16 protein-coding genes are annotated in these 15,015 nt (G+C 43.2%); 4 read left to right on the top strand and 12 right to left on the bottom strand.

All coding sequences use genetic code 11. From position 1 onward, the window contains the following. Positions 1 to 11 precede the first annotated feature (11 nt). The 6 genes from luxQ to ACHUFZ_RS04930 all read right to left on the bottom strand — a co-directional run bounded on the left by luxQ (position 12) and on the right by ACHUFZ_RS04930 (position 6,242). Positions 12 to 2,570: a quorum-sensing autoinducer 2 sensor kinase/phosphatase LuxQ gene (gene luxQ / locus ACHUFZ_RS04955; protein WP_394126159.1), complete on the bottom strand. Its 2,559-nt coding sequence runs from the start codon at positions 2,568 to 2,570 to the stop codon at positions 12 to 14. Further along, positions 2,570 to 3,667 carry a substrate-binding domain-containing protein gene (locus ACHUFZ_RS04950; protein WP_394126158.1) on the bottom strand — a complete coding sequence of 366 codons (1,098 nt, stop codon included), beginning with the start codon at positions 3,665 to 3,667 and terminating at the stop codon, positions 2,570 to 2,572. The genes luxQ and ACHUFZ_RS04950 overlap by 1 nt, the downstream gene beginning before the upstream one ends. A 147-nt stretch (positions 3,668 to 3,814) precedes the next feature. Continuing rightward, positions 3,815 to 4,975 (bottom strand): conjugal transfer protein TraF, encoded by a 1,161-nt coding sequence (locus ACHUFZ_RS04945; RefSeq protein ID WP_394126157.1) that lies wholly within the window; start codon positions 4,973 to 4,975, stop codon positions 3,815 to 3,817. 74 nt (positions 4,976 to 5,049) lie between these two features. Further along, the gene (locus tag ACHUFZ_RS04940) at positions 5,050 to 5,364 is read right to left on the bottom strand and encodes a GIY-YIG nuclease family protein (RefSeq protein WP_394126156.1); all 315 of its coding nucleotides are present in this window, start codon (positions 5,362 to 5,364) and stop codon (positions 5,050 to 5,052) included. Next, positions 5,364 to 6,014, bottom strand: a complete 651-nt coding sequence (locus tag ACHUFZ_RS04935; protein ID WP_394126155.1) for a YceH family protein — start codon at positions 6,012 to 6,014, stop codon at positions 5,364 to 5,366. Before ACHUFZ_RS04935 ends, ACHUFZ_RS04940 begins: the two co-directional genes overlap by 1 nt. A gap of 36 nt (positions 6,015 to 6,050) precedes the next feature. Then, positions 6,051 to 6,242, bottom strand: coding sequence for a hypothetical protein (locus ACHUFZ_RS04930; protein WP_394126154.1), 192 nt, complete (start codon positions 6,240 to 6,242; stop codon positions 6,051 to 6,053). 186 nt (positions 6,243 to 6,428) lie between these two features. Between ACHUFZ_RS04930 and ACHUFZ_RS04925 the strand changes: the two genes are divergently transcribed. Both ACHUFZ_RS04925 and ACHUFZ_RS04920 read left to right on the top strand, forming a co-directional pair. After that, positions 6,429 to 6,746 carry a DUF496 family protein gene (locus ACHUFZ_RS04925; RefSeq protein WP_004411669.1) on the top strand — a complete coding sequence of 106 codons (318 nt, stop codon included), beginning with the start codon at positions 6,429 to 6,431 and terminating at the stop codon, positions 6,744 to 6,746. A 293-nt stretch (positions 6,747 to 7,039) separates the two neighbouring features. Next, positions 7,040 to 7,279: a YgjV family protein gene (locus ACHUFZ_RS04920; protein ID WP_394126367.1), complete on the top strand. Its 240-nt coding sequence runs from the start codon at positions 7,040 to 7,042 to the stop codon at positions 7,277 to 7,279. A 76-nt stretch (positions 7,280 to 7,355) separates the two neighbouring features. Here the strand turns inward: ACHUFZ_RS04920 and ACHUFZ_RS04915 are convergent, their stop codons facing one another. After that, entirely contained in the window at positions 7,356 to 7,973 is a 618-nt protein-coding gene (locus ACHUFZ_RS04915) for an OmpA family protein (RefSeq protein ID WP_394126153.1), read from the bottom strand. Positions 7,974 to 8,225: 252 nt separating this feature from the next. Here ACHUFZ_RS04915 and ACHUFZ_RS04910 point away from each other — a divergent pair, with 252 nt between their 5' ends. After that, positions 8,226 to 8,846 (top strand): thiol:disulfide interchange protein DsbA/DsbL, encoded by a 621-nt coding sequence (locus tag ACHUFZ_RS04910; RefSeq protein WP_394126152.1) that lies wholly within the window; start codon positions 8,226 to 8,228, stop codon positions 8,844 to 8,846. 17 nt (positions 8,847 to 8,863) lie between these two features. Continuing rightward, positions 8,864 to 9,337 (top strand): FKBP-type peptidyl-prolyl cis-trans isomerase, encoded by a 474-nt coding sequence (locus tag ACHUFZ_RS04905; protein ID WP_394126151.1) that lies wholly within the window; start codon positions 8,864 to 8,866, stop codon positions 9,335 to 9,337. Between the two features lie 93 nt (positions 9,338 to 9,430). On the opposite strand, the gene ACHUFZ_RS04900 is transcribed toward ACHUFZ_RS04905, so the two are convergent. From ACHUFZ_RS04900 to nrdD, 5 genes are all read right to left on the bottom strand, one after another. Continuing rightward, a complete protein-coding gene (locus ACHUFZ_RS04900; RefSeq protein WP_394126150.1) occupies positions 9,431 to 9,817 on the bottom strand; it encodes an NUDIX hydrolase in 387 nt (128 codons plus the stop codon). Positions 9,818 to 10,027: 210 nt separating this feature from the next. Then, positions 10,028 to 10,678 (bottom strand): ATP-dependent zinc protease family protein, encoded by a 651-nt coding sequence (locus ACHUFZ_RS04895; RefSeq protein ID WP_394126149.1) that lies wholly within the window; start codon positions 10,676 to 10,678, stop codon positions 10,028 to 10,030. 55 nt (positions 10,679 to 10,733) lie between these two features. Then, positions 10,734 to 11,915 (bottom strand): amino acid aminotransferase, encoded by a 1,182-nt coding sequence (locus ACHUFZ_RS04890; RefSeq protein WP_394126148.1) that lies wholly within the window; start codon positions 11,913 to 11,915, stop codon positions 10,734 to 10,736. A gap of 162 nt (positions 11,916 to 12,077) precedes the next feature. Continuing rightward, positions 12,078 to 12,545 carry an anaerobic ribonucleoside-triphosphate reductase-activating protein gene (gene nrdG / locus ACHUFZ_RS04885; RefSeq protein ID WP_394126147.1) on the bottom strand — a complete coding sequence of 156 codons (468 nt, stop codon included), beginning with the start codon at positions 12,543 to 12,545 and terminating at the stop codon, positions 12,078 to 12,080. Between the two features lie 76 nt (positions 12,546 to 12,621). Next, entirely contained in the window at positions 12,622 to 14,742 is a 2,121-nt protein-coding gene (gene nrdD, locus ACHUFZ_RS04880) for an anaerobic ribonucleoside-triphosphate reductase (RefSeq protein WP_134837190.1), read from the bottom strand. Positions 14,743 to 15,015: the final 273 nt, after the last annotated feature.

Genomic DNA, 15,015 nt, shown 5'->3' with positions numbered 1-15,015 from the left:
CAGCCCTTTTTCTATTTTAATGTCGCCAGTTGATGATAGTTTTTTTTGAAATGTAAAAACGCCTTATTTAACGCAATTTCCTTTATCGGTTTTACGATCACGTAATTTGCTCCGGCTCTCAAAAACGAATGCCGCGTTTCCTGCATACCATCTGCGGTACATGCATAGATCGGAATGGTCAATCCCAGCTCATTACGGATAATCTTTGTCGCCTCTATCCCGCCCAAATTGGGTAACTGATTGTCCATCAAAATAAGCGCGACTTGACTATCTTTCTTCAAGAAATCGATCGCATGCAAACCATCTTTTACCCAAGTCACTTTCATGCCATATTTTTCGCAAAACGCTTTGGCGATAAAGGCATTGGTATGATTGTCTTCGACCAAAAGTACATGTACTTGCTCGTCAAACATGGTCGCTGGCTCAGCCAAAAGACCAGTATTTTCCGGCAGAAAGGTCGGATTCATCCCTAACTGAATCGGAACATGTACGGTGAAATGTGTCCCCTTCGCGACTTCACTTTCAATTTCAATTTCGCCATCCATTATCGACACTAGACTACGAACAATTGCTAGACCTAAGCCACTACCGCCATATTCACGAGTCGTCGTTGATTCGGCTTGTACAAAGGGTTCGAAAATATCTTTCAGTTTACTCTTTTCAATACCAATCCCAGTGTCAAAAACCTCAACCTTCAGAAACGTCGTTCCATCTTGCTCTAGTGCATTAACGCTTACTTGAACGTGCCCCTGATGAGTAAACTTAACCGCATTACTAACAAGATTGAACATGATCTGGTTCAAGCGAATTTGATCGCTAAATACCCAACTTTCAGCATCGATGTTACTTTCAACGCTAAAGTCGACACCTTTACTATCACACAGTGGTGTGAATATTTTCTCAACCGTATTGGTCAGCTCAGCTAGCCTGAACGCAGATTTCTCGATGTGAAACTTACCGTGCTCAATCTTTGAAAAATCAAGGATATCGTTCAGCACTGCTAAGAGATGTTCACCGCTATTGCACAGCACCTCCATGTGTTCGACATCACGAGGATCATCCATTTTGCTCTTCAACAGTTGGGAAACCCCTAAGATACCGTTGAGTGGTGTGCGGAGTTCGTGGCTCATTTTGGCTAAAAAGTCTGCTCGCACGCGCGCGGATTCCTCGGCCTCTTCCCTTGCCGCTTCACTCTGCCTCTCAGCTTCAATAAAGCTCGTAATATCCTGCCCTTGCGCCATAATTCGCATCACGCTGCTGTCTGTAGTAATCGGTGATAAATTCCAACGGAAGGTTTTATTGGCAATAGTGGTATTGATACCAGTTAACGTCGCTCCTTGAGCACACATTCTTATATGCGGTTGAAGACTCTCAATCAGCAATCGACGCGCTTTATCGGTTTTAAAGCACCTTTCAGCCGATGGGTTGAATCGAACCAACTGTCCCTCAACATTCCATAACGTCACTGGCGACAAAGAGAAGTTAAATAGGTCTGCAAACTGCTTTTCTTGCTCATTTAATCGTTTAAAGGAACGCTGGAACGAGTTCCCTATCTGATGGAACTCTTCAATACTTGAACCCGCGAAGTCACTAACGGTTTGGCGTTGGATCGAAGTATCAGCGTACTTCATCAGACTCTGTAGTTCTTTGGATACCCTTTTACCGACCCAAATGCGCGTATAGATGGCAATACACATGACTAAAAGACTCGCTATCGCGATCCACACATAGTGACTACGAACAAATTGGACAACGTGTTCGTTGCCCTGAATGGTATAAACCGATAGAAAGGTCGGCACATTATTAATGGTGAGGTCGGTTTTCGACACCATGTAACGGCTTGCATTTAAGGAATGCGAAGATTGCTCAAGCCACTCGATATGCTGAAAGTCTTGGTCCTTTGTACTCGCCGCGATCACTTGTGAGCCAACCGCCAAAAGTATCTCATCGGCATTGCCCCCTTTCGTTATTGCATTGACTAAAGAGAAGTTGTTATTTAGCACCACACCGATAAATAGAAAGCCAACCACTTCCCCGGTATAGAGATCGATGATAGCAGTTCGTCGCATCATCAAATAACGCATGCCCATGCTCGATGGTGTTTGCGAAATATACCAATCCGTTCCACTCACCATATCTTCGGTAAGATGTAGAATTTGCTGTTCAGAAATACCGTAGAACTGATAATTTGCATCATCCCAAACAATCTCATCATCGCTATAGATAAAACGAAAATCTGGTGCCAGATCAGGTGAGACTTGGTCGATTCCATTAAAGAATCGACCAAGGGCTGGAGCGTCATCACTCAGCAGCCCTTCGAGCAGCACACGGTTTCGACTATAGCTATCTTGCTGGATTTCTAGAGACTTAATCCTAAGATTGAAAATCTCTTGAACCAGACTCTTTGTTTGCTGCTTAGTCCGACCGATTTCTTGCGATACTACCTCTCGATTAACCTGATAGTTTTGTAACACCATCACGATAATCAATACCCCAATTACGAGGAAAATGGAGTTGGTCAGTATCGTGGCAAGCCGGTTCTTATTGCCGTGTGAGAAAAGTCTTCTCATTACTGATCCGAATACCTAAACGCGCGCTGTTTTAGTTTCTCTAGCTTGCCGGCACTATCTTCACTGGTCACTAATTCAAAATCTCCCGAGTAGACATGAGGAACCGCTCGGCCTTCAATATCCCACTTGATTGCTTCTGCCATCGCGATACCCGTATCATCATTCATACGCATTACCGTCACGTTTAAACGCTTCTCTGCGATCGCTTCGAGCTCTGCAGTTCCGCCTCCCCAACCATTTAATAAAATGTCTGTACGCTCAAGGTCAGTTAATGCATCTGCCGCACCTAACGCCACGTCTGTTGAACATGCATAGATAAATTTGAGGCTAGGATCTTTTTCAATCGCAGCTAACGCGGCTTGATAGCCTGAGTCACGAGTCGCTTTGGTATAAAACGAAGACGAGAGCTTATAGTCATCATGGTGGCTCATTTCTTCAATAAATGTGTCACCCCTAGCATCACTCACGTAACCTTCAGAAAAATAGAGCACTGAGTAACGGCTTTCTTTCTCTACTTGTTCCTTATAGTAGTTTTCAATCACTCGCGTGCCTTTGATATGGTCAAAACCAACATACATAAATGGCTGTTGGTGATCCCACGCGCGAACAGGAGTCGTGATGTTTTGCAGTATCAATTTGGTATCGGTTGAGCTTAAGACATGCTCTATAAACTTACGGTGACGCGTCGTGTCGAGTGTAAAAATTAAGTAATCGGTGTCATTTTGAACCGCTTCTAGTAACGAAAGACTCTGCTGCCTAACGTCTATATTAGGTCGAGTAAATACTTGGTTGATGCTGTAACTGACCCCTAATTTCTCTAGGCGCGTTTCAAACGCCTTGATGTTACGGCTCCAGTAATCTGAGATTTGCTGCCCAGGATAGACAACTGAGATAGTCACTGGCTTTTGCTGCTGAACCGCTAAAGGGGTGGGATAACGGCGAACTTCGTCGCTGAGTTGAGCCGTAAGCTGTTGTTGTTTTGGATGAGCTTCTAAGTACTCGTCGTACTGCCAGTAACCATTCAGCACTTGAGTAGTGTGGGCAAATGAAGCCGAAGAATATAAAGCGAATATCGATAATATTAGCGTTTTTGACATGCAAATTTCTCTTGTAACCAACTAGACTGAGCACTATTTATTATATTAGAGTTTCTAGCGCCTTATTCGTTATTTTATATACTGAGATAAAATGAATGAATCCAACTCATTCATTTATCTCAGGATTTCTATTATGCCGTATAGTGTCTAGAACGTAAAAGCTAAATTGCCTGAAAGACCGAATTGGTTACTACCAGCGTAACTTCCCGCTAGATCAAAACTAACTAAGTCACCAGGGCTAATACCGACGCCCAATGTTACTGAGTCATCCACGGTACTTTCTAGATCCATTTCGTAACCCGCTCTTAGTTGAGCCCAACCAAACGCGTTTCCTTCAATACCAAGGCGGAAGTACTGAGTATCATCGTTTAAATCAGAAAAACGTTCTTGGGAAGTTAGATCTAAGTCCGCACTTGCGACTAAGTATTCCATTGCGTAAGAGCCTGACACAGTCACTTGTGTATTAAGCTTATACGTACTCACGCCACTCCCCACATTTAGCGTATCGATTTTTTTGGAAAATAGATCTTTGACTGCGATACCTACTCGATAAGCGTCATAGAACCAAACCGCACCTAAGTCCATATTAAACGCATTCTCTTTGGTTTCACTTTCGTCATAGTCACTGACATCAAAATCTTCAACCGAAAGGTTTTGTTTGTAAGTTTTGAGCTGCTGATACTTGGGTGTGATACCAAATGAAACATCTTGGCCTTGAACTGTCATACGTTTGGCGAGCGCAACACCAAACTCTGTGTAGCCAAACGCGATCATATCAACTTCGGAGTTTTCATAACGAGTGGTGACTTCAGTGAGTCCATTACCATTGTCTGGCGCTATTGCTGTAACAGCGATAACCTCTGCATAACCACGGGTGAAAATATTGGCTGATAGTGTGTTGATTGGTATAGCGACAGCAATACCAACTCCACCAGTGACGGCAAGAGGTTTGTCGTCTGACAAATCGGTCAAATAGCCATTTAGCTGAGTCGCAATAGCGGGATCAGTACTACCACTATTCTCAAAACTTGTAATCGTATCTTGTAGGCTATCGATGGTATCAAGTGAACCGTCGGTATCACGAACATTGGCACCGATCGCTGGTACAAGAATACCAAATGTGTCGCTATCACGATGAACAGCGGTTAAAGCAGGGTTATAGAAAGGAGCCAATAGATAATCCGCGCTCGTCACACCGGTATTACCCATACCATTGCCTCGACCATCGGCAATCACGGTTGCACCAATACTCACCGTTGAAAAGCCGAGACAACCCACCACTAATGATATTTTACTTAATTGATTCATATCCTTATTAACCTTATAAGTTGCATACTTATCATTATCAAGGTTAATACAAATATTAAGTTTTAGAGCGTTTTTTAGTCAATTAGTGCTAGCTCTACCAAATCGGGGAGTTGTTTTACCCCTGAAACGAGCGTTTCTTTTTGGCATTTGCTTAAACGCTTGATTTTATACTCAAGTTTAGAAGCACTACTTCTTGAGCTTCCTGCTTCATGAAACCAAGCCAATTCAAGCGGTCCTTTGCCTTTTAATGCTTTAGCACCAGTGCCACTTTGATGCTCTGAAAACCTGCGTTCTACATCGGTGGTTATACCGCAGTAGAGCGCATTATTTCGCATTCGGACTAAATAGATATACCAACCCGAAATTGACTTGTCAGTCTCAGAACTCATTAAGCTTGAAGCTGCTCGACAATAGCGCGAAGCTCTGCCATTTCTGTTTTCAGAGATTCTACTTCTTGTTCCAGCTGTTCGATTCTATCATTGCTTGGAGATGAAACTGGTACTGCAGCAGATAAAGCTTCAATATCCACTTCGCCACTAAATAGATGCATGTAGCGAGATTCGCGCTTGCCCGCTTCGCGCGGTAACTTCACAACTAACGCTCCTTCTTCACGAGACGCCATGTTATCAAGCACAGCTTCGACTTCTTTAACGTCGCTAAAGTCAGCTAATCGGTTGGTGCGTGTTCTGAGTTCACCCGGTGTTTGAGCGCCACGTAGTAGCAGGCAGCAAACAATCCCTTTTTCTTGTTTGGTTAATTTAAGATCACCAAACTCGGTATTGCAGAAACGATGCTGAAACTTGTTAGCACGACTGTTAAAGCCACTCTCGTCGCTAACTAAACGGCGAGAAATTAACGCGTCTACAGCCTGTTGGACATCACCATCGGTCAGTGCCATCACTGGCTCTCGGTTGCTCTTTTGATTACAAGCCGTCGTTAAGCTATTGAGAGTTAACGGGTAGTAGTCAGGTGTGGTGACTTCTTTCTCAATCAAGCAGCCGATAACACGCGCCTCAATAGGGTTAAGCTCAATATTCATACCGTTTCCTTATCTTATTCTTGTTACGTGATTCCACTAGTGCTCAGCCAAGATCGGTACAGACTTGAAGTCTCCGTTCTCATCAATCATCACAATTTTACTGCGATTCAATTCTACATCAGTAATCTCTTGTTGAGTCCGCTCCTTTTTATACGCTGATACAAGTTTACTTGCTCTACCTTCAGGAGCGTCTTTAGGTGGAGGAATGACAATCTGGGACGTACGCATTGCTTGCGCTTTATTTAACTAACAATGTGCAAATCATATATCGTTCCTTGCCAGCGCTCAATTGCCTCGTCGCAGATTGACTACAAAAGCGTCAACACATTGTAATGATTGATCTAAAGACTGTTATCGTAGTAGATGTTGTGATTTAATCGATAGCAGTTAACCAAAAATTAGGGAAAGAGACTTATGAGCGGTGTATTTGAAATCGTATCTGAAGCACGTCGTAAAAATAAATTGAAACGTGAACTTATCGACAACGAGAAGAAAGTTCGCGATAACCGTAAGCGTGTAGACCTATTAGAAAACTTGCTTGATTACATCAGTTCAGACATGAGCACCGACGAGATTGTTGGCATTATCAAGAACATGAAAGCTGACTACGAAGATCGCGTTGATGATCACATCATCAAGAGTGCAGAGATCTCTAAAGAGCGTCGTGATATCAGCCGTCGTATACGTGAACTAACGGAAGAAGATAAAGTAATTCAAGGTAAGAAGAAGTAATTCTTGTTTCACCTGTATTCATAGAGCCCGCTGAAATCAGCGGGCTTTTTATTAAGACTTGCTACCAACAAATTTGGTTATTTATTGAGTGAAATATGCGTAAAACGTTTGCGTAATCGCTAACCCTCTCCGTTCACATTTCTGGGGGTTTCATCACACATTTAGCCCTGTTATAGTTCGTCTCAGTTAATCATTTAGACCATTCGAGGCACGGAGCTTCCTCAGTTATCTCAAGAAGAGAAGAATTGGTACCGACAACGTTCGGCAAAAATTAAGAGGGTCAAATTATGGATATGGTTGAAATTCTAGGTTATGCAGCTTCTATTATGGTCGCTATCTCACTAATGATGAAAGACATTGTTAAACTACGTGTTCTTAACTTCATCGGTTGTGCTCTATTTACTGCATACGGCCTTATGATTGATGCTTGGCCTGTCGTCGTTACTAACGGCTTCATTGCGTGTGTTAACGTTTATTTCCTAGCAAAGATGCAAAGCGAAAAAAAAGACGAGCAAGTTAAAAGCGCCGCATAACAATTAATACAAGTTATCAAAAAGCCCTGAATAGTGACTATTCAGGGCTTTTTTAATATATCTAGCTCAGTAAGCTCTAGTTGTTTGAGACAATAAAGAGTACTTCTACGCGACGGTTACACGCCTTACCTGCTTTGGTTTTATTGCTACAAGCAGGGACATATTCACCATATCCGCGCGTAAAAATTGAATCCATCGCAACGTTATTACGCACCAACTGGCGTTTAACGGCGCTCGCTCGCTTCATTGAAAGACTGTCGTTAAACGTTGGCACGCCCGTACTGTCAGCGTGGCCATCAATCACAATATCGATTCCTGGCTGAGTGGCAAGATAACTGCCCATCATATCAAGCCAATATTGCGAGTCAGCTGATACGTTTGACGACCCAGTATTGAACTTGATGGTATCGGTAAGTTTTACCATAACGTGATTACCCGGCAACAGCTCATAGTCAACACCGTTACTAGTCAAGAAGCTTTGTAAATTATGATAGCTCTGTGTGCGCTGTTGCCCCATAGGGCCTCTTACTCCAGACGGTGAAATATTGGTTGGCGTTCCCCACTCTGGATATCTAACATCAAAATCTGAGCGTGGCGCGGTATCAAGCATATCATTGCCTAGCATCGCTATCTCGTCAGTCATATTGCTACAACCCACTAATGTTAATATAAGTGGTAATACCAAGCGCTTCATTCGTTCACCCGTGAGTCCTTTACTGTTCTCTAACTGTATCGGCCAATTTCGGCAGACTTTAGCTTAGCAATCAAAATTCTTTATTTGTGTGGCTAATCTTTGCTCTGCTTTAACTATTAGTCATACTTTAATTCTAAATTCAGCAACCTAGCTGTTTCTCTTCTGACTTGGAGCAAGTAAAATTGGTCAACTATTTACGAACTACTGTCTAATTGTCTCCGCGCAGCAGTAGTAACGATATGAGAATCTAATATGAAAAAGCTTGTTACTTTCGCGCTGATTGCGTTATCAACATTGCTTGTTGGGTGTTCTGAAAGCACTACCCCACAAGAAGGCACACACTATCAACAACTGCCAGCAAACCTTACTACCTTCCGTCTGCCTCTTGTCACTGAAGTCTTCTCTCTGAACTGTGGCCATTGCCGTAAGATGGAAGACGAAATGCCTACGATTGAGAAACTAACTGGCGAAAACATTGGCAAAGTTCACGTGACATTTAATGAAAGCGCACAAATTGGTGCGATGATTTATTACGCAGCTGAAATGCAATTGGGTAAAAAACCTGATCACGACATGATGCTAGAACTGTTTGCTGCAACGCAGATGGGTGACGGCGCATCACTGGGTGATAAGAAGTTAGCGATTGATAAAGCATTTGAAAGTAGAGGCTTAACGAGCCCATATAACTTTGATGAAGAGCAACAAAAGCAACTATTTGCTGCGATGCAACTGGCTGACGACATCACAACCAAAGGTGAAATCAACTCAGTTCCTACCTTCATTGTTAAAGGTAAGTACATCGTTAATACTAGCGCTCACCAAGATGTTGAAGGTATCGCTAACACCATCAAGTTCCTAATCACTCAACCATAATTCGACGGAAAGGATTTATGTCTAAGATTATTTTTCCAATCATTATCTTCGTTCTAGCGGCGTTCTTTATCTACCGTACTTGGACAAACCATAAAGCAGGTGAAGAAAACTTTGCGATTGGTCAAACTTTCTTACTTGAGAACGGTAAGAAAGAAGGCGTTATCACCACTGAAAGCGGCCTTCAGTACGAAATTCTTCACAAGGGCGAAGGTGAAGAAAAGCCAACCGCGTCTAGCAAAGTGAAGGTACATTACCACGGTACACTTATCGATGGCACTGTATTCGATAGCTCTGTTGATCGCGGCCAACCAATCAGCTTCAAACTAAATCAAGTAATTAAAGGCTGGCAAGAAGGTTTAACCTACATGAGCGTAGGTGATAAGTTCCGCCTTTATATCCCTAGCCCACTGGCTTACGGTAAAAACGGCTCAGGTCCAATCCCACCAGCATCAGCACTTATCTTTGACGTGGAGCTGCTGGAAATCCAGTAACAACTGCGGATAAACAAAAAAGCCAATCGAGAGAAATTTCGATTGGCTTTTTTATTGTCACTGGAATAGTTTTATTCGTAGCGAATAGATAAATTAGCTGTATTGAGGCAGATGCGTCTTAATAAAGTCGATATCTTCTGCGTAAAAATCATTGAGCGGCAAATCTTTTGGCTCAACCCAACGAGCACTTTCAGGCATGTCTGATTTAGCAAGCTTCAACTTAGCTTTAGCATCCGCCTTAAAGATGGCGTAGTAAGTGCGCCCGCCTTTTTCATTAACGCCACTAAATGTCGCAGTATGCTGAACTTGATTCTCATCTGCTTCGACAATTAGCTTACGCGCCGCATCAGTTGCTGACTCATTGTCGCTAACTAGCCCAAGTGGAAAGTCGATGACTTTAGCCCCACTTGATGACTTGACTGTCTCTTGAACCAAAACTTTGCCATCTTGCACAACAATAGCCTTAGACAAGTGCTTCATATCCATATTCCTTATTATTTTATTTGTATGTACAGCCTGCGTGTTTGATTTTTATGTAGGGGAACGCAAGCGCCTGAGGGACCGACTAAACGTGCAAATAATAACCTATGGAAAAAGAGTATGCAGATATGGGTCGCAAAAGTATGACCTAGAAATAAAAAAACCAGCACATCATCATCGTGCTGGTTTTATATCTAGAACATAAAGAGGTTATTTATGCTTATCTTGAACGAATTTCTTGCTTACATCGACAACAGCGACATCTTTGAAAAAGCTACGCCCTAGCAGAAGTGGAAATGACAGGTGCGTACGGTCAGCTAAGGTAAAATCGGTTTTCTCTTTCAAATCACCAAGTTGAATCCAAGCTTCAACGACTGCACGTTTTTGCGTACCTTCTGCACTAGACTGTCGAATCTTGACCCAACGTTTAACTGGAAGCGCAATTTCTTTACTCTTCACACCATCGTGTTCAATTTTAAATTTAACCCAGTCCTTGCCATCTCGCTCAAACGGAATAACATCAACTGCGCTAATTGAAGACGTTGTTGCACCTGTATCAACGCGAGATTTAAAGCTTTGCTCTAACCCAGGTACATATACCCACTCTTCTTCACCTAACAGCAGTTTGCCATCAGATGTTTTCTTAGCCTGTACTTCAACCACTGGCTCTTTTGGTTTGGTTGGCTCAGGTTTAACTGGCTCGACAACCTCTTCTTTTGGTTGTTCGACTTCTGGTTCAACGATTGGCTCTTCGATAACAGGCTTTTCTTCCGGCTCTACTGGAGCAGGACCTGTTGTGGAACATGCCATTAAGCCACCGCTTAACATTAATGGAATCAGCACTTTCCAAGGTTTATTCATTCGACCACCTAATCTCGACAAAACAATATAAGGGACGCATCGCGCCCCGTTATATTTAAGATACTTTGATAATCGCTTCGGCTACGTAAGGAATGTCCTTTTCAGTTAGGCCCGCGATATTAATACGACCATCGCCTACCCCATAAATACCATATTCTTCACGGAGTTGCGTCATTTGGTCTTGCGTAAAGCCTAGCACAGTAAACATGCCTTTGTGGCTCTCGATAAAGTCGAATTGTGAAGTATTGTGGGTATTTCTCAATTCATTACACAAAGTCTGACGCAAGTTTAACAAGCGCTGTTGCATTTCACTCAACTCTTGCTTCCAAACTGTTGTTAACTCTTGATTTTGAAGAATGGTTTTTACTAATGCTGAACCGTGGTCTGGTGGCATAGTATAAGTAGAACGCGCTAACGTCAGAAGCTTGCCTTTCGCGTTACCAACATCTTGCTGAGATTTACCGATAACAATCGCCGCACCAGTACGCTCACGATATAGACCGAAGTTTTTCGAACACGAGGTTGTGATCAGCATTTCTTCGACGTTGTCGGCCATATGGCGAAGACCTTTTGCGTCTTCTTCTAATCCGTCACCGAAACCTTGATAAGCGATATCAACGAATGGCGTAAAACCATTTTTCTGAGCTAGCGCCGTAATTGCTTGCCATGCTTCAAAGTCGATGTCTGCCCCTGTTGGGTTGTGACAACAGCCATGAAGAAGCACAACATCAGATGGTCCCGCTTTTGACAAGTCGTCTAGCATCTTTGCAGTGTCAACTTGCTTCGTCTCTGGCGAGAAATAATGGTAGAACTTAACTTTAAGACCTGCCGCTTCCATAACTGGCTTATGGTTAACGTAGCTTGGATTCGAGATCCAAACAGTCGTATCTGGCTGCGCAACTTTCATTAAGTCACCCAACATACGCAGTGCACCACTCGCGCCTGGCGTTTGGATAGCAGCAACGCGATCGGTTGCCGATGTGCCCGTCAGTAGCAGGTCGATCATGCTTTGGTTGAATTCTTCACAACCGGCAAGGCCTACATAAGACTTGGTTTTTTGATTTGCAATCACAACGTCTTGAGCCATTTGAATGGCTTTCATGACTGGCGTTTCGCCTGCGCTGTTCTTATATACACCAATGCCAAGGTCAACCTTGTTGGTGCGTTCATCGTTACGGTATGCAACGGAAAGAGATAAAATAGGATCTAATACTGGAGTTGGTAGATTAGAAAACATGAAAGTCATAACCCTTTGAAATTCAAGTAACGGCTGACACGTTATCATCTAACTTACAAATTCAAAAACAAATTTTAGCGACCAAGAACAAATCAGGATTAAAATCTGTAAAGTTTAACATACACGCAACATTCAAGACTCCACGCTTAGAAGTAAATTTCGTTATAGCTTGAAGGTGTGAATGATCTGGTTTGAGCTACCCCGCCACTCCAAATTCAAGTCTTTCTTGTCTTGCTCAAACTTACCATCAATCAGCACGTCAATATACTCAACGACTTCTCTTTGCGCCTCATCAAGCTCACTTAATGTGTAACCAGTCCAAACCCAAATATCTTTGCCCGGACATTCCACTCTAACGCGTTTAACCAGCTTCAATATGTCTGCCACATTCACTGGATGCAAAGGATCGCCACCTGATAACGACAAGCCACGCTTTTTAATGCGCGTGTCATTCAAATCGGCAATGATTTGGTCTTCAGCCTCTTGAGTGAAATAGATACCAGAGTCTAAACGCTGAGTCGATTGGTTATAACAGCCACGGCATTGGTGGACGCACCCTGATACAAACAGCGTACAGCGTGTACCTGGGCCATTAACGACATCAATCGGATAGTACTGGTGGTAGTTCATGGAGAGACCTTATCGACGAAAAGAAAATCAACCCATTACAGGTTGATTTTCAATGTATGAGTGAGGAAGTAAGCGCTTAAAGGTGCTTCACTCGACGCTTAACTTCTTCTTGCTTACCGAAATTAAACGGACGTGCATCTGGGCTGCCTAAGTAACCACATACACGGCGTGTTACAGATACCTTGGTTGAATCGTGATTACCACAACTCGGACACGTAAAGCCCTTGCTGGTACAGTCAAATTCACCGTTGTAGCCACATTCGTAACACTCATCAATCGGAGTGTTGGTACCGTAATATGGCACGCGGCTGTAACTGTAATCCCAGACATTTTCTAACGCTTCAACGTTGCGTTGCATGTTCGGGAACTCACCGTAACAAATGAAGCCACCGCTTGAGATTTCTGGGTATGGCATCTCAAAATCGATCTTATCGTATGGATTTACTTTCTTCTCCACATCTAAGTGGAAGCTGTTGGTGTAGTAACCTTTATCAGTCACACCTTTAATCACGCCAAACTCTTTGTTGTCGATACGGCAGAAACGGCTACATAAGTTTTCACTTGGTGTGCCATATAGGCTAAAGCCATAACCTGTTTCGTCAGTCCACGAGTTCACCGCTTCTTTCATGTGCTTGATGATGCCAAGTGCTTTCTCACGTAGAACCGCATCATCATAAACGTGTGCTTCTGTGCCAAACAGTGCGTTAACCGTTTCGTGGATACCAATGTAGCCAAGCGAGATAGACGCGCGACCATGTTTAAAGATGTCCGCAATTGAGTCATCTGCTTTCAAACGAACGCCACATGCACCTTCCATGTAAAGAATTGGTGCGACACGCGCTTTCACGTTTTCAAGACGCGTAATGCGTGTTTCTAGTGCGCGTCGAGCCAGTTTAAGCTTCGCATTCAGTAGTTCGTAGAACTTAGCTTCACTCCCGTTTGCTTGAATCGCAATACGTGGCAGGTTCAGGCTCACAACACCAAGGTTGTTACGACCTTCATGAATCAGTTCGCCATTCTCTTCGTAGGTACCAAGGAAAGAGCGACAACCCATGGGCGTTTTAAATGAACCCGTAATCTCTACCACTTTGTCGTAGTTAAGAATGTCTGGGTACATACGCTTAGAAGCACACTCTAGAGCGAGCTTTTTAATGTCGTAGTTTGGATCTTCAGCTTTGTGGTTCAAACCATCTTTGATACCAAACACAAGTTTTGGGAATACCGCTGTTTTACGGTTTTTACCAAGACCCGCGATACGGTTCTTAAGAATAGATTGCTGAATCAAACGCGATGCCCAGCTAGTACCAAGACCAAAGCCAAAAGTAACAAACGGAGTTTGGCCATTTGCGGTATGTAGCGTGTTTACTTCGTACTCAAGCGACTGGAATGCGTCATAACACTCTTTTTCAGTGCGAGCAGTAGCAAACGCTTCTGCATCAGGAATGTTCCACTCTTTGGCAATCTCGAAGTGCTTATCGTAGCTCGTCATCACATACGGCTCTAGTACTTCATCAATACGGTTGATCGTTGTGCCGCCGTAAATATGGCTTGCTACTTGCGCTATGATTTGCGCCGTTACCGCTGTCGCAGTAGAGATTGATTTTGGAGTATCAATCTCTGCGTTACCCATCTTAAAGCCACGTGTCAGCATGCCCTGTAGGTCAATCAACATACAGTTAAACATTGGGAAGAACGGTGCGTAGTCTAGATCGTGGTAGTGAATATCACCCTGCTCATGTGCCTGAACAATGTCACGCGGCAGAATGTGGGTTTTTGCATAGTGCTTAGCAACAATACCCGCAAGTAAATCGCGCTGCGTAGGAATCACTTTACCGTCTTTGTTGGCATTTTCGTTGATAAGATCTAAGTTGCTCTCTTCGATCAAACCCTCGATCTCTTGCGTCAACGCACTCTGTTTCTCGCGTGCAGTATCGCGGTCATGGCGGTATTCAATGTACGAACGTGCCAGCTCTTTATAAGGCCCTTGCATCAATTCATCTTCAACAAGGTTCTGAACTTCAGTGATCTCAACTTCATCGCGATCTTGTAGCTTGAGCTCAACTGCTAATGCCACATTTAGGGCATAAATAGCGATCTCTTGGCTATTGTGATCCGCTGCTGCTTCCACTGCTGCTTGGATACGGTCTCGACTAAATGGTGCTCTCGACCCATCACGCTTGATTACGATTGGTTTCACTGATTCTCCTTACCCTAAGCATACTCACAGAGTTATCCACAAAATACACTATATAGGCGATTTATTATTTAGCTGACACAAGATGTTGTGGCGTATTTAACGAGATGACACCGCCAAAAGTATTGATTTCGATCAATAAAAAGAGAGCCTAGCTCAAGATCAAATCAATCTTGGTGGCATTGATCCAAGTTAGAAAGTAATTCGTGAAAATTGCAAAATTGGCGTATTTGAGACTTGATTTTTTGCGATGACTTATAGGATAAAGGTTGCAAT

It is taken from the genome of Vibrio hepatarius (genome assembly GCF_043642085.1).
Taxonomy (GTDB): Bacteria; Pseudomonadota; Gammaproteobacteria; order Enterobacterales; family Vibrionaceae; genus Vibrio; species Vibrio hepatarius_C.
The sequence above is the reverse complement of the archived record's forward strand: the minus strand, read 5'-3'. Positions and strand labels throughout refer to the sequence as shown.

What these genes read in the sequence shown, in the direction of transcription:
- luxQ (WP_394126159.1), bottom strand. Translation starts at nt 2,570, where the DNA reads ATGAGAAGACTTTTCTCACACGGCAATAAGAACCGGCTTGCCACGATA.
- ACHUFZ_RS04950 (WP_394126158.1), bottom strand. Translation starts at nt 3,667, where the DNA reads ATGTCAAAAACGCTAATATTATCGATATTCGCTTTATATTCTTCGGCT.
- ACHUFZ_RS04945 (WP_394126157.1), bottom strand. Translation starts at nt 4,975, where the DNA reads ATGAATCAATTAAGTAAAATATCATTAGTGGTGGGTTGTCTCGGCTTT.
- ACHUFZ_RS04940 (WP_394126156.1), bottom strand. Translation starts at nt 5,364, where the DNA reads ATGAGTTCTGAGACTGACAAGTCAATTTCGGGTTGGTATATCTATTTA.
- ACHUFZ_RS04935 (WP_394126155.1), bottom strand. Translation starts at nt 6,014, where the DNA reads ATGAATATTGAGCTTAACCCTATTGAGGCGCGTGTTATCGGCTGCTTG.
- ACHUFZ_RS04930 (WP_394126154.1), bottom strand. Translation starts at nt 6,242, where the DNA reads ATGCGTACGTCCCAGATTGTCATTCCTCCACCTAAAGACGCTCCTGAA.
- ACHUFZ_RS04925 (WP_004411669.1), top strand. Translation starts at nt 6,429, where the DNA reads ATGAGCGGTGTATTTGAAATCGTATCTGAAGCACGTCGTAAAAATAAA.
- ACHUFZ_RS04920 (WP_394126367.1), top strand. Translation starts at nt 7,040, where the DNA reads ATGGTTGAAATTCTAGGTTATGCAGCTTCTATTATGGTCGCTATCTCA.
- ACHUFZ_RS04915 (WP_394126153.1), bottom strand. Translation starts at nt 7,973, where the DNA reads ATGAAGCGCTTGGTATTACCACTTATATTAACATTAGTGGGTTGTAGC.
- ACHUFZ_RS04910 (WP_394126152.1), top strand. Translation starts at nt 8,226, where the DNA reads ATGAAAAAGCTTGTTACTTTCGCGCTGATTGCGTTATCAACATTGCTT.
- ACHUFZ_RS04905 (WP_394126151.1), top strand. Translation starts at nt 8,864, where the DNA reads ATGTCTAAGATTATTTTTCCAATCATTATCTTCGTTCTAGCGGCGTTC.
- ACHUFZ_RS04900 (WP_394126150.1), bottom strand. Translation starts at nt 9,817, where the DNA reads ATGAAGCACTTGTCTAAGGCTATTGTTGTGCAAGATGGCAAAGTTTTG.
- ACHUFZ_RS04895 (WP_394126149.1), bottom strand. Translation starts at nt 10,678, where the DNA reads ATGAATAAACCTTGGAAAGTGCTGATTCCATTAATGTTAAGCGGTGGC.
- ACHUFZ_RS04890 (WP_394126148.1), bottom strand. Translation starts at nt 11,915, where the DNA reads ATGTTTTCTAATCTACCAACTCCAGTATTAGATCCTATTTTATCTCTT.
- nrdG (WP_394126147.1), bottom strand. Translation starts at nt 12,545, where the DNA reads ATGAACTACCACCAGTACTATCCGATTGATGTCGTTAATGGCCCAGGT.